Here is a 13,784-nt window from a genome sequence, read left to right on the forward strand (position 1 = left end):
AGCGGTGTGGCACCACCTGAATCCATTCCGAACTCAGAAGTGAAACACACCAGCGCCGATGGTAGTGTGGGGTTTCCTCATGCGAGAGTAGGTCACCGCCAGACTACAAATAAAACGACCCCGGTGCTAACGCGCCGGGGTTTTTTTATGCCTGTCGGTTAACCTCCCGGCAGGCTGACTCAATGCCCCTCCCCCTATCTGATGTGAACATCAGGCTATGAACCCCATTCCATTCTAATTATTAGAAATTAATATCCTAATATTACATATTTTCATTCTATAAATATGAACTAATATAGGCTTATACACCGAGGAATCTATCTATGTGGCAGAACACTTCTGAAAAATATGGGCTAGTAACAATACTCATTCACTGGTTCTCAGCTCTAGTGGTATTCGGCCTTTTTGCATTAGGCTGGTGGATGCTCACCCTCACCTACTACGATGAGTGGTATCGGTTGGGTCCGTGGTGGCATAAGTCGTTTGGTATCACGTTACTTATTGTAACGACTTTGCGAGTGTTCTGGACTTTAGCGAATACTAAACCTAAACCTTTAGGCAGTAAGTTTGAACAGATAGGTGCTAAAACAGGCCATCTATTACTCTATTTACTGCTATTTACGGTAATGATTAGCGGCTTTTTGATATCGACAGCAGACGGAAGTTCTGTCAGCGTATTTGACTGGTTCTCAGTGCCGGCTGTTATTAGCGATTTACCCGATCAGGCTGAGATTGCGGGCACAGTACATTGGTATTCAGCATTAGCATTAGTGATTTTGGCCGGAGGGCATGCACTAGCTTCACTGAAGCACCACTACTTAAATAAAGACAGTACTCTAGTTCGAATATTTGGAAAAACTAAAAGGAAATGATGATGAAAAAGACATTAATTGCAGCCGCGTTAGCGGGCAGTACATTATTTACTTCGGCTGTCATGGCTGAAGAGTATAAAATTGATACCGAAGGGCAACATGCCTTTATCGAATTCAAAATCAGCCATTTAGGCTACAGCTGGCTGTATGGTCGTTTTAATGACTTCGAAGGTTCTTTTAATTACGACGAAAGTGCACCAGAGAACGCTTCTGTTAATGTCACAATAGATACCTCCAGCATTGATACAAATCATGCGGAACGTGACAAACATTTGCGCGGTGAAGACTTCCTGAATGTTTCAGAGCATCCTAAAGCAATGTTTAAGAGTACCAAGTACGTGCCAGACGAAAACAACGAAGGCGAAGGTACTATGTATGGCGAATTCACTCTTAACGGAGTAACTAAAGAAATTGCTCTTGATGTTGAGCATGTGGGCGCAGGGAAAGATCCTTGGGGCGGTTTCCGTCGCGGTTTTGCAGGCGAGGTTGACCTAACTTTAGCCGATTATGGTATCGACTATAACTTAGGCCCTACCGCCGAAGAAGTGCACATGACACTGTCAGTTGAAGGTATACGTCAATAAACGACAACACTTTATTGTTAGTGAGCTAACGCCTCTTTGTAGGCGTTAGCAGCTAACTGGCTGTCACCAAGCGCATGATACGCATCCCCTAATAACCGATAAACACGACTACTTGGCTCAATCTCAGTTAATTTTTTCAGTGCACGCTGAGCTAAAGAAAAATCCTGATTGTCCATCGCAATTTGTGCTAACGCATAAAGATAATCTCTGTCTTGCGGATTTTGTTTTAGTTGAGCCTGGACAAACTCTAGTAATTTCTCCGATTTCGCATTAAATAAATGCAAAGAATTTACCGCTGAGGGTTGTAAGTCCCCTCGTCTAAGACCTTTTAAAATAACTCTGGCTGATGGCTCGTGATCACCTAAATGCTTCAGGGCGGCCGCATAACTTAAGCGAATGGTCGAATCAGAACGGAGTTTACTGGAAAGGCTACGCCATTCGTTGTATAGGATCTCGTTACTTCTGCGACCTTCTGCGACAAAGCGTTCAAAATAGACCTGATACTCGAGGCGTTCAAATTCAGCTGGCGGCAAGTCAGTGACCTGACGCAATTCGGGTAATAGCTCTTTCAGTTGCTGCCAGTTACCTGATGCCTTAAACACTCTGTAGGCTAATTTAAGAGCATTGGCTGAATGTGGTTTGCTGGTTAATAGGCTTTGTATCGTCTTGTCGGCTTGCGAGGGATCGGTTTTAACTTGTTGTTCAATAACAACCAATTGTAGCAACGTATCCGCATCTTCATAAAACGTTCCCGCCTCGTCCTGCCAGAAGGTTGCTTTACCAGCGTCTTTATTGAGACAGCATGCCAGTGTTGTCAATGCCGCTGTGTTCTTATCGGGTGACTTCTTATAGGCCTTGGAAAAGCTTTCAGCGGCTTTTTGCGGTTCGTCATTTAGCAACTCACGGATGCCCTGCTGAAAAATAGTCTGGGCTTTACGTTCGCTGCGATTAGCAAGCCATTTTCTGCCCTGACGGGTTTTGCTCAGTAATCGACGCAGTAATGAAACAATAACGGTGAGTAAGGTGGCAGTCACAATGGCGACGACAATGAGACCTACAACGGTGGTTTCAATTGCGACACCGGCAAACTGAACTAAAACATAGCCTGCATTACCTGAAGCCATAGGGCCGATAATGGCGCCTAGTATAACGATAACAACCAGCGCGATGATCCATCTCATGACGCCTCTCCCTGCTCAATTGCTTGAGCAATGAAGTCCAGCGATTCAAGCTGCTCTATACGTTGTTGTTTAACATCTTCCTGGCTTAGGGTCTTAATGCGAGAAATAACATCCTGCGTGGCTGGTTTATCGCCTTTCACTTGTAGAATCAGGCCTGGAAGCTGTTGTAGGTAGCGTTGCCATAACGCTTCATTATTCTTTACTGCAGCCTGCTGAGCCAGAGTGAAAACAAGCTGAATACGCTCATTGATCGCCGCCCGCTGAATCCCACTCAACAAGGGTTCCGGGTCACTTTCCACTGGCTGAATACGGATAAAGTTATCAAGAAATGACTGCCAGTTCGCATTGAGGTTCGTTTGCCAGTCGGTTACATCCTCACTGACATTTTGCGTTTCGGAGCTGAGCCGTTGCTGCTCGCTATTCACTTTATCCGGCAAATCAGCGACTCGCTGCTGTAGCCCAACTAATTTAAGAGCAAGGTTTGTATTGTCTGCTTTGACGATAGCGTTAACTCGCTCGATATCACCTGCTAGCTTTTCACGGGTACGAATAGCGTCGCGGCTGTCGATACCGGCTAGTTGTTGATCAGCCAGTTTCAAAAGTTGTAACGCCGTTTTAAAGTTATCCTGGCTCCACATTACTCGCGCGGCTGCCGAGATTGTTTGTTTTACTTCCAGTAGACGCCAGTAGGCGGCTTTTTCTGCTGGGGTCTTCTGCAGGTCACTGCGTAAGTCCTCAATGCGCTGACGTAAACGTTCTATTTCGCTCTGCAGCTGTTGATCGGTGTTGCTCAACTTATTCAGTTCCCTGGCGCGAACGGTGTTTTGCAGTTGCTGTTCTAAGTTTGCAACTGAGCGCTCCAGTTGATTAAAGCGGGTTTCAACCGGGTTTTCCTTGGGCTGCTCAATAGTTTGCTCGGAGCCAAAATCAAATAAGGCAGGAAAACGGGTGTAGCCGAAGTAAGCGGCAATTACAATAATGATCAAAACAGCCAACCAAACCAAGCGTTTGAAGAAGCGACCACTACTTTTTTCGGCTGTTACGGTTTCGTCCGTTGCCGATTGTTCGTTGCCTTGTTCACTGTTTTGCAACGCTTCATTCTCTACTTTATTCTCTTCAGTCATGAGTTTTTCCATCCGCTATTAGCGCATTCATTAATATGGCGTCCGCTGCGCTGCCTGTTACCTTGATATTGTCTGATTGTCCGAAAGGAATCAAACCTTTCAGGCGATGACTCGGCACTATCCATTGGCAGTTATCTAACCATGTCTGTGCAGAGTGTGGCATCGAGGACAAAAAATACCCAAGTTGTTCCGCACTGGTAACCACAATGGTACCAACCGATTTTATCCACTGCTGGATCAGTTCCGGATTGTTCATTGTGAGCTGTTTTCGCCGATAGACTTCCCAGTAATCAACCGAAGCGCCGCGCGCACGTAACGCATCAGCCAATAATTCCCGACCGCCTTCACCGCGGATAATTAACCAGTTTTGATCGTGCAGTTTTTGCAGTTCGGATAATTCCAGCAGCCCTTCGGACTGATGCATAAAGGCCGGGCAACTCACCGGCGTGTTAAGGTGCCTGGCAGCAAAAGAGGCTGTGCCCGGACCCACGGCATAATACCTGGAAGGAATACCCGTAAAACCAGCCTTAGCCGCGTAGTGAGCTGCGTTTCTACTGACAATAACAATGCCATCCCAATGCTGTTGTTTAAGCCGTCTCAGTTGTTCTTTATTCACAGTTAACGGCTCAATCTCAATGAAACTGTGGACAAAGTACTCTCTACCGGCCTGCTTTAGCTGCCGCGTAAAGGCATCCGGGGCACTCCCCGGACGCAAGAGTAAAACCGCTTTAGGCGTGGTTGGATTCATTGTCATAAACAGCACTCAGAATTTCGGCCGCGCCCTGTTTGAGCAGTCTGTCGGCAAGTTCAGAGCCTAGTTTTTCAGCGTCAGACACAGGACCGCGCACTTCATCACGCAGAACTTTGCCGCCGTCAGGCTCACCCACTAAGCCGCGCAAATAAACTTCATTGCCTTCCAACTCGGCATAGGCACCAATAGGAACCTGACAACCGCCATCAAGCCCGCGGTTCATCGCACGCTCAGCCAATACCCTGATGCGGGTCTCTTCACACTGTAACGGTGCCAGTAAGGTTTTCATTTCTTCGTCATCGCTGCGGCATTCAATACCCAGCGCGCCCTGACCGTTGGCCGGTAAGGATTGTTCGACCGGAATAAAAGAAGTGATTCGGTCACCGAGTTCCAGACGAATTAATCCCGAGGCGGCCAGTATAATGGCGTCAAATTCACCATCATCTAATTTTCGTAATCGAGTCTGCACATTACCGCGTAAGTCTTTGATGACTAAATGAGGAAACTGCTCTTTAACCTGACAGCGACGACGCAAACTGCAGGTGCCGACAACGGCCCCTTCCGGCAGTTCGCTCAGATTCTTGTAATTGTTCGATACGAAAGCATCGCGTGGATCTTCACGTTCACAAATGGTGTGCAACTCCAGCCCCGGCGGGAACTCAACCGGTAAGTCTTTCATGCTGTGTACGGCGATATCGGCACGCCCTTCCAGCATGGCTACTTCCAGCTCTTTTACGAAAAGACCTTTACCGCCTATCTTGGCCAGCGGTGTATCCAGAATGACATCCCCTTTGGTGGACATAGGAACCAGCTCCACTGAAAGTCCCGGATGCAGTTGTTCAAGGCGTTGTTGAATGTGTTCAGCCTGCCATAAAGCCAGCTTGCTTTTGCGAGTTGCAATTCTAACGCGTTGGGTCATTCGTTTTCCTTTACGACGATTAATGACTTTTTAGGTATCTGGTGCGATGATAGGCAGCAGAGAAACCCAAACGGAATACCTATAGTTTAGCGATGTTTAGTCGAATTGTAATCAAGACGCTGGTGCTATCAGCCATTTTAATGATTTTAGTTGGTTGTGGTCAGAAAGGACCACTGACTCCTCAGCCGCTGCCAGAGCAAAATACACCGGCAGAGCCACCAGCGGAAGACACCAAATGAGCGAATTAATTGACTATAAAAATGGCCGCTTTCATATCGAAAACTGCGACGCCGAAAGTCTTATCGAGCGCTTTAGTTCACCCCTGTATGTCTACTCAAAAGGTCAGATCTTAAAAAACTGGCGCGAGTTTCAGCAGTACTGGCCGGCGCCTCATAAACTTTGTTATGCGGTAAAAGCCAACAGTAACCTGGCTATTTTGCAATTACTGGCAGAGCACGGTGCCGGTTTTGACATTGTCTCGGGTGGCGAGTTACAGCGTGTATTGATGGCTGGCGGAAAAGCGCAGGATGTTGTTTTTTCCGGTGTGGCTAAGTCAAAAGACGAAATTATTATGGCGCTGGAAGCGGGAATTGGCTGTTTTAATGTAGAGTCTGAAGCGGAGCTTGAACGTATTCAGGACATTGCCGCGGCTATGGACAAGCAAGCGCCAGTCTCATTACGGGTCAACCCGGATGTCGACGCAAAAACGCACCCCTACATCGCCACGGGAATGAAAGCTAACAAGTTTGGCATTAGCATGGCGTTAGCCAAACCGGTGTTTCAGCGGGCACAGGTGTTGCCTAATATTAATCTGATAGGCGCCGACTGCCACATTGGCTCGCAAATAATGACCTCGGAGCCATTCCTTGATGCCGCCCAGAGAATGTTTAATCTGGTTTCAGAGTTGGAAGAAGACGGTATTAATCTGACGCACCTTGATTTAGGCGGCGGTTTTGGTGTGGCGTATCAGCCAGAAGAGCCGCTCGATAAATCGTTTTATTTAAAAGAGCTGGTGAAATTGGCCGAAGACTATCCTCAAATTACCTTGCTACTTGAGCCGGGGCGCTCCATCACCGCCGATGCAGGCGTTTTGCTGACGACGGTCGAATACATTAAACCGTCAGAGGATAAGAATTTTGTGCTCGTCGATGCGGGTATGAACGACTTACTGCGTCCGTCTTTGTATCAGGCGTGGCACGATATTCTGCCCTCCAATGAAGAACAACGCGGCGGCGATCAACTCAATGATGTGGTAGGACCGGTGTGTGAAACCGGCGACTTTTTTGGGCATGCCCGACATTTGAATGTGAAGCAAGGCGATGTATTGGCAGTTAAACATGCCGGTGCTTATGGCTTTAGTATGGCGTCAAATTACAACAGTCGTGGCCGCCCGCCCGAGGTTTTGGTCTCTGGTGAAAATGCTACACTGATACGCGAGCGTGAGAGCTTTTATGATCTCGTTCGTGGCGAGCACTTGTTACAGCAGGAAGGCAAATAAAAATGTTATTACATTTTTCGAAAATGCACGGGCTCGGCAATGATTTCATGGTGGTGGATAACGTCACCCAGAACTTATACGTTAACCCGGATCAAATACGTCGCTGGGCTGACAGACATACCGGTATTGGCTTTGACCAAATGCTGTTAGTTGAGCCGCCGTATGACCCCGATTTAGACTTTCATTACCGCATTTTTAATGCTGATGGCAGTGAAGTGGCGCAATGTGGCAATGGTGCGCGTTGTTTCGCAAAGTTTGTAAAAGCGAAGGGATTAAGCAACAAAAACCATCTTAAGGTCAGTACTAAAGCGGGCAAAATGGTTCTGCATTTAGAAAAAGACGGACAAGTCACAGTCGACATGGGCGAGCCCTTATTCGAGCCGGCTGCCGTACCTTTTAAAGCGCAGAAAGCGGAACAAACCTACGTTTTACGAGTAAAAGATGAAACCGTTTTGTGCGGTGTTCTGGGGCTCGGCAATCCGCATTGTGTTATTGCCGTCGATAATGTCGATACAGCGCCCGTAGCAACGCTTGGGGCTGATCTCGCGGCCCACGAGCGCTTTCCGGAAAGTGTGAATGTGGGTTTTATGCAGAAAATCTCGGCCGATGAAATTAAACTGCGCGTGTTTGAACGCGGTGTGGGTGAAACCATGGCGTGTGGCAGTGGTGCTTGCGCCGCTGCGGTAGCGGGTATTCAACAAGGGTTACTGAACGAGCGGGTTAAAGTCAGCTTGCCGGGCGGCGATTTAATTATTCGCTGGCAACAGGGGCAGCCAGTGAAAATGAGCGGCCCTGCGGAATTAGTTTACGATGGACAAATGGTGTTATGAGTAGCGAATCGAAAGTGATGGCAAATGAGCGGTTAGATGACAGCCTAATAAGAGAATACTTACAAGAAAACCCGGACTTTTTCACCCGAAATGATGACTTGCTGGGCCAACTGCAGTTTCAGCACAGTGAAAAAGGGGCGGTGTCATTAATTGAGCGTCAGCAACAAAAACTGCGTTTGCGAGTGCAGCAACTGGAAGAAGAAATTACTGAGCTGATGATCAACGCCCGGCGCAACGAAGCCATATTCGAGGCTTACAGCAACTTGTACGTTCGGCTGCTGCGTTGCCAAAGCCTGACTCAGGTATTAGCCGAGCTGGAAAACACCTTTGAAAATGAGCTGGAAATGCCTGCGTTATCGCTGAAGTTTTTTGACAGTCCGGTAGAGCTCGACGAGCAATACAGCTTTACCTCCGACACTCATAAAAAATTACTGAGCAAGCGTTTTAATGAAAGCTCTATTTATCTGGGTCGTTTAACTGAGCAGGAACATAAACTGTTGTTTCAGGATGAAGAGATTGCCTCAGTGGCTTTGCTGTTGCTGGGTAATAATGGCGAACTGGGTATGCTGGCGGTTGGTAATACGAACGCCAGTCACTTTGAGCCTGCTATGGATAAATTGCTGATCAACCAACTACAAGCCCTGTTAAGTGCATTGCTACCGGGGTTACTGAAAAGTCATGACGCTGCATGACTGGCAGCAAAAATGGATGCAACAGCTGCAGGGAGAGCGGGGTCTGGCGGAGCTGACGCTAAAGAACTATCAGCGTCTTATTGCGGCTGACCTAACAGCTCTTGAACAGCAAAAAATAACGGAACCAAAAGCACTGCGTGTACCTGTTATTGAGCGCCTGTTGGTTGGCTGGCGCCGCAACGGACTGGGTGAACGCAGTATTGCGTTAAAATTGTCGGCGTGGCGCACCTTTTGCCAGTTCATGGTGGAATCCAACGCTATGGACGATAACCCCGCTATGTCGGTGTCGGCACCAAAAATCCCCAAACGCTTACCGAAAAACCTCGATGTGGACAGTATTTCTCACTTGCTGGATTTACCCACAGATGATGATCTGGCTATTCGCGATGCGGCAATGATGGAACTGCTGTATGCCAGTGGTATTCGTCTGGCGGAACTTGTCAGTCTTGATCGGGATGACATTGATCACCGTATGATGCAGTTAAGAGTCACGGGTAAGGGCAGCAAAACCCGAATTGTGCCGTTTGGCCGTTGTGCTGAAAAAGCCTTAAAGAAATGGTTGTCGGTACGTCAGGCATGGCTTAATGAAAAGCCTGAGCTGGCATTGTTTGTGAGTAAGCGGCTGCAACGTATCAGTCCTCGCACGGTGCAACAGCGGCTAAATTACTGGGGGAAGCAGCAAGGCGTGGTGGGTGACTTGCATCCGCATAAATTACGCCATTCGTTTGCGTCTCATATGCTGGAATCCAGTGGTGACTTGCGGGCAGTCCAAGAAATGCTGGGTCACGCAAACTTATCCACAACTCAGGTGTATACACATTTGGATTTCAAGCGCCTGGCCAGTGTTTATGACAGTGCTCATCCCCGCGCCCGAAAAAAATCGACCTAAGTTTAATCAATTAGGAGCAACATTGTTATGCAGTTCCATCGCCGCTGGCATGTACCCAAAGTTATCAGTTTTGATTTAGACGACACCTTATATGACAACGTGCCCGTTATGCAGCGCACGGAAGAGGTTGTGCATAACTACATCGCTGAGCAGTTTCCGCAAACCGCAGAGTGGGATATGTACCACTGGCGGCGCTTTCGCGACGAGGTCAGCCGTACCGATCAGACCCTTGCCAGTGACATGACTAAGTTAAGGCTGAAGACGCTGGAGCTCGGCTTAAAACAATTTGGCATTGGGGACGCGTCAAAAGCAGCGGGTACCATCATGGACGTGTTCTTAGCCGAGCGTAGTAACTTTCAGGTACCACAAGACAGCTTTCAACTGTTGGAGGCCTTGTCCCAGCATTATCAATTGATAGCACTCAGTAACGGCAATGTAGATGCCGATAAAATAGGTCTGGCGACGTACTTCGACCAAGTGATTCAGCCCGGTGACGGCATGCGTGGTAAACCGCTCCCGGACATGTTTGCAGCCGCTCAGAGGAACCTGCCAGAGGTTCAGCCGTATGAGTTTTTACACGTAGGTGATCACCCCTATTCCGATATTCTTGGTGCGCAACGTCATGGTTGGCAGTCCGCCTGGTTAACCTCCGGGCTGGGAACGCCAAAACACCTGTCGGTATTGCCAACAGTCACCCTGCATAATCTTTATCAGCTACAACAGTTACTGCTGGACTGACGTTCACGAACAACTACTGGTTGCTTATACAGTGATGCGCTATTACACTGGCGCAATAACACAATACCGTTCCCAATAAATGAGTTAGGTGACCGCAGATGAGTACACACCCGCTTCTGGCAGATTTAAATGAACGACAGCAGCAAGCCGTGTCTGCAACGGACGGTCATATGCTGGTTCTGGCGGGGGCCGGTAGTGGTAAAACCCGTGTGTTAGTGCATCGTATTGCCTGGCTTATTCAGGAGCGACAGTACTCTCCTTTTAGTGTGCTGGCGGTTACCTTTACCAATAAAGCCGCCGCTGAAATGCGCGGGCGCGTCGAACAACTGGTTGGCAGCTCGGTTCGTGGTATGTGGATTGGCACCTTCCATGGGCTTGCGCATCGCTTGCTGCGGGCCCATTACATGGATGTTGGTCTACCGCAGAACTTTCAAATTCTCGACAGCGATGACCAGCAACGACTTATCAAGCGCCTAATTAAAAGCTTAAACTTGGATGACAAGCGGTGGCCGGCAAAACAAGCGCAGTGGTACATCAACGGCAAAAAAGATGAAGGCCTGCGTCCGCAACACATCGAAACGTACGACCCCACAGAGCAGACGCTAAAAGAAATTTACACCCTGTATCAGGAGAGTTGTGACCGCGCCGGGCTCGTCGATTTTGCAGAGTTATTGCTGCGTGCGCACGAATTACTGCGTAACAACCGTGTTGTCAGAGAACACTATCAAAACCGCTTCCGCCATATTTTGGTCGATGAGTTTCAGGACACCAACTCCATTCAGTACGCCTGGGTTCGGTTGTTAGCCGGTGAGCAAAACAGCGTAACCATCGTCGGTGACGACGATCAGTCCATTTACGGTTGGCGTGGCGCTAAAGTCGAGAACATTCATCAGTTTTTATCCGATTTTGAAGGTGCAGAGACCATTAGGCTGGAGCAAAATTACCGTTCAACCAGTACTATTTTGCGCGCGGCTAATTCGGTTATTTCAAACAATTCGGGACGCCTGGGTAAAGACTTATGGACGGACGGTAACGAAGGCGAACCCATCAGCCTGTATGCTGGTTTTAATGAAATGGATGAAGCGCGTTATATAGTCGGTCGCATTGAAGAGTGGCGAGATCAAGGTGGATCGCTACAAGATGCGGCTCTTTTGTATCGAAGTAACGCTCAATCCCGGATTTTAGAGGAAGCTTTACTGCACGCCCGTATACCCTATCGTATTTACGGCGGCCTGCGATTTTTTGACCGGCAGGAAATTAAAGACGCTCTGGCTTATCTTCGTGTTCTCGGTAACCGTGACGACGACGCTGCTATTGAGCGAGTCATCAACACCCCCACCCGGGGCATTGGTAACCGCACGTTGGATATGATCCGCCAGGCCGCTCGCGAACGCAGCGAGTCTTTATGGCAGGCATCAAAATATATGGTCAACGAAAAGCAGCTGGCCGGCCGTGCCCGTAACGCCGTTGGTGCTTTTATCGACTTTATTGAAGCGCTAGATGATGAAACCGAAGAGTTCTCACTAGGTCGCCTGAGTGATGAAGTCATCAAAAAAAGTGGCTTGATGGCAATGTATGAAGCGGAAAAGGGTGAAAAAGCAGAAACTCGGGTCGAGAACTTAAAAGAATTGGTGACTGCCTGCGAAAACTTTACCTTAGATGATGCCGAAGAAGACATGACGCCGATGAATGCCTTTTTGGCACACGCGGCGCTGGAAGCGGGCGAAGAACAGGCCGATGAATACCAGGATGCGGTACAGCTAATGACCCTGCACAGCGCCAAGGGTCTTGAGTTTCCGTTGGTGTTTATGACCGGGGTAGAAGAAGGTCTGTTTCCGTCTCAGCAATCTATGGATGAACCCGGAAGGCTGGAAGAAGAGCGCCGGCTTTGTTATGTGGGCATGACTCGGGCAATGCAAAAGTTAGTGCTTACCTACGCTGAGCAGCGGCGTATTTATGGCCAGGAACTATTTCATAAAATCAGTCGCTTTATCAGCGAAATCCCGGCAGATACCCTGCACGAAGTGCGCTTGCAAACTAAGGTTGAAAAGCCCAGTAGTTACAGCCGATTTAATAATGCCGCCAGCCACGAGAGCTTCGAGCAAACCGGCTACTCACTCGGGCAGCGTGTGCGTCACCCTAAGTTTGGCGAAGGTACGGTACTGAACTATGAAGGCACTGGACCGCAGTCAAGAATTCAAATTAATTTCGATAACGTTGGCAGTAAGTGGCTGGTTGTTTCATATGCTCGCCTCGATCCGGTTTTCTAAAGTGTAAAGAGGTGATCAAAAACCGCTATCTTCGACTATGTTAAAGGTACATACATACAATGTCGGAGGCATTTTATGAAACGCTCTGCTAATGCACAGTGGAAAGGAAGTATTAAAGAAGGTTCAGGCGTTGTTTCAACGCAAAGTGGTGTTTTAGACAGCACCCAGTACTCGTTTAAAAGCCGTTTTGAAGAAGGCAAAGGCACTAACCCCGAAGAGCTTCTGGGTGCAGCGCACGCAGGCTGTTATGCCATGGCGTTTTCGCTGATGTTGGGTGAGTCTGGTTATGAGCCTGACAGTATCGACGCCAAAGCTGATGTGTCGTTAGAAGAAGATGGCGATGGCTTCAGCATTGCTAAAATTCATTTAACGGTTAAAGCCAGTATTCCGGATATAGATGACAGCACATTCCAGAAACTGGCAGAAAAAGCGAAAGAAGGTTGTCCTGTCAGCAAAGTACTAAACGCTGACATCTCAATGGATGCCAGCCTCAGCTGAAGCTAGTCGCTTCTTCGCTTTACGATCACGCTGGCGCTGTAATATAGAGTCGAAACTGTACAGTGCCAGCGCACTCCAGATAATAATAAAAGTCACTAACTTACTTTCTTCCAAAGGCTCACCGTAAACCACCACAGCCAAAGCAAACATTAATGTGGGCGCAATGTACTGGAAAAATCCCAGCGTGGCATAGCGCAGGCGTTGTGCTGCTGCGGTAAAGCACAGCAATGGAATAGTGGTGACCAGACCGGCTGCAACCAACAGCAGGTTGAGTGTCCACGGATTCGCGGTTAAATCGCTGCTGGCCGATTCAGCAAAACCAAACAAGTAAATGAGCATGACCGGGAGTAAAATGGCGGTTTCAAGCCATAGTCCGCTGATGGAATCAACCGGCAGACGTTTGCGAATGGCACCGTAAATGGCAAAGCTGGACGCTAAAGCCAGCGCAACCCAAGGTACCGAGCCAAAAGTAATGACCTGAATGGCAACGCCGACCACCGCCATGCCTATGGCAACCAGCTGTAAACGACGCATGCGTTCGGCAAAGAAGACCATACCAATGGCCACATTCAGTAGCGGATTAATATAGTAGCCCAGACTCGCGTCCAGCATATGATTACTGTTTACTGCCCAGATAAACAAAAACCAGTTCCCCCCCAACAGGCAGGTCGCTAACGTTAAACGCAGCACAAGCTTGCGGCTTTTTAAAATTGGGCGAATGCGATCCAGGCGTTTCATGGCAACGATAAGTACAAACACCATCAAGAATGCCCAGATAATTCGGTGGGAAAGTATTTCAAGTGCAGGCACTTGCTTCACCAATTTGAAATAAACCGGTGCAATGCCCCAAAAGGTATAGGCAGCAAGTGCGAAAAAAACGCCTTGCCGGGCCCGAACAGCGTCATCGGACATGTTTCTGGAATCCTTTTTTAATCTGC

Annotated in this window: 15 protein-coding genes and 1 rRNA gene; 11 read left to right on the forward strand and 5 right to left on the reverse strand. The window is 48.3% G+C overall.

Annotated features, from left to right (window positions below):
- The 3 genes from rrf to RBK99_RS09120 form a co-directional block, all read left to right on the forward strand.
- Positions 1-104: ribosomal RNA gene (gene rrf, locus RBK99_RS09110) — 5S ribosomal RNA — on the forward strand; the annotation flags it as partial.
- 219 nt (positions 105-323) lie between these two features.
- Positions 324-872 carry a cytochrome b gene (locus RBK99_RS09115; protein ID WP_317504293.1) on the forward strand — a complete coding sequence of 183 codons (549 nt, stop codon included), beginning with the start codon at positions 324-326 and terminating at the stop codon, positions 870-872.
- A gap of 2 nt (positions 873-874) precedes the next feature.
- A complete protein-coding gene (locus RBK99_RS09120) occupies positions 875-1,456 on the forward strand; it encodes a YceI family protein (protein ID WP_317504294.1) in 582 nt (193 codons plus the stop codon).
- Positions 1,457-1,473: 17 nt separating this feature from the next.
- Here the strand turns inward: RBK99_RS09120 and RBK99_RS09125 are convergent, their stop codons facing one another.
- The 4 genes from RBK99_RS09125 to hemC are packed head-to-tail and all read right to left on the reverse strand — an operon-like array spanning position 1,474 to position 5,431.
- Positions 1,474-2,637 carry a heme biosynthesis HemY N-terminal domain-containing protein gene (locus RBK99_RS09125; RefSeq protein WP_317504295.1) on the reverse strand — a complete coding sequence of 388 codons (1,164 nt, stop codon included), beginning with the start codon at positions 2,635-2,637 and terminating at the stop codon, positions 1,474-1,476.
- The gene (locus RBK99_RS09130; protein ID WP_317504296.1) at positions 2,634-3,761 is read right to left on the reverse strand and encodes a uroporphyrinogen-III C-methyltransferase; all 1,128 of its coding nucleotides are present in this window, start codon (positions 3,759-3,761) and stop codon (positions 2,634-2,636) included. Before RBK99_RS09130 ends, RBK99_RS09125 begins: the two co-directional genes overlap by 4 nt.
- On the reverse strand, positions 3,754-4,515 hold the full coding sequence (locus RBK99_RS09135; RefSeq protein WP_317504297.1) for a uroporphyrinogen-III synthase: 762 nt from the start codon (positions 4,513-4,515) through the stop codon (positions 3,754-3,756). Before RBK99_RS09135 ends, RBK99_RS09130 begins: the two co-directional genes overlap by 8 nt.
- Entirely contained in the window at positions 4,490-5,431 is a 942-nt protein-coding gene (gene hemC, locus RBK99_RS09140; RefSeq protein ID WP_317504298.1) for a hydroxymethylbilane synthase, read from the reverse strand. Before hemC ends, RBK99_RS09135 begins: the two co-directional genes overlap by 26 nt.
- Before the next feature lie 92 nt (positions 5,432-5,523).
- On the opposite strand from hemC, the gene lptM reads away from it, so the two are divergent.
- The 8 genes from lptM (at position 5,524) to RBK99_RS09180 (ending at position 12,846) form a co-directional block, all read left to right on the forward strand.
- On the forward strand, positions 5,524-5,670 hold the full coding sequence (gene lptM / locus RBK99_RS09145; RefSeq protein WP_317504299.1) for an LPS translocon maturation chaperone LptM: 147 nt from the start codon (positions 5,524-5,526) through the stop codon (positions 5,668-5,670).
- Positions 5,667-6,929 carry a diaminopimelate decarboxylase gene (gene lysA / locus RBK99_RS09150; protein WP_317504300.1) on the forward strand — a complete coding sequence of 421 codons (1,263 nt, stop codon included), beginning with the start codon at positions 5,667-5,669 and terminating at the stop codon, positions 6,927-6,929. Before lptM ends, lysA begins: the two co-directional genes overlap by 4 nt.
- A gap of 2 nt (positions 6,930-6,931) precedes the next feature.
- Entirely contained in the window at positions 6,932-7,759 is an 828-nt protein-coding gene (gene dapF, locus RBK99_RS09155) for a diaminopimelate epimerase (RefSeq protein WP_317504301.1), read from the forward strand.
- Positions 7,756-8,451 (forward strand): DUF484 family protein, encoded by a 696-nt coding sequence (locus RBK99_RS09160; RefSeq protein WP_317504302.1) that lies wholly within the window; start codon positions 7,756-7,758, stop codon positions 8,449-8,451. The genes dapF and RBK99_RS09160 overlap by 4 nt, the downstream gene beginning before the upstream one ends.
- On the forward strand, positions 8,438-9,340 hold the full coding sequence (locus RBK99_RS09165; RefSeq protein ID WP_317504303.1) for a tyrosine recombinase XerC: 903 nt from the start codon (positions 8,438-8,440) through the stop codon (positions 9,338-9,340). The genes RBK99_RS09160 and RBK99_RS09165 overlap by 14 nt, the downstream gene beginning before the upstream one ends.
- 27 nt (positions 9,341-9,367) lie before the next feature.
- On the forward strand, positions 9,368-10,078 hold the full coding sequence (locus tag RBK99_RS09170; RefSeq protein ID WP_317504304.1) for an HAD-IA family hydrolase: 711 nt from the start codon (positions 9,368-9,370) through the stop codon (positions 10,076-10,078).
- A 98-nt stretch (positions 10,079-10,176) separates the two neighbouring features.
- The gene (uvrD, locus tag RBK99_RS09175) at positions 10,177-12,348 is read left to right on the forward strand and encodes a DNA helicase II (RefSeq protein ID WP_317504305.1); all 2,172 of its coding nucleotides are present in this window, start codon (positions 10,177-10,179) and stop codon (positions 12,346-12,348) included.
- Positions 12,349-12,423: 75 nt separating this feature from the next.
- Entirely contained in the window at positions 12,424-12,846 is a 423-nt protein-coding gene (locus RBK99_RS09180; protein WP_317504306.1) for an OsmC family protein, read from the forward strand.
- Here RBK99_RS09180 and rarD read toward each other — a convergent pair.
- Positions 12,823-13,758 carry an EamA family transporter RarD gene (rarD, locus tag RBK99_RS09185; RefSeq protein WP_317504307.1) on the reverse strand — a complete coding sequence of 312 codons (936 nt, stop codon included), beginning with the start codon at positions 13,756-13,758 and terminating at the stop codon, positions 12,823-12,825. The genes RBK99_RS09180 and rarD overlap by 24 nt on opposite strands.
- Positions 13,759-13,784 lie beyond the last annotated feature (26 nt).

It is taken from the genome of Idiomarina solivarensis, from assembly GCF_033052755.1.
In the GTDB taxonomy this organism is placed as follows: Bacteria; Pseudomonadota; Gammaproteobacteria; order Enterobacterales; family Alteromonadaceae; genus Idiomarina.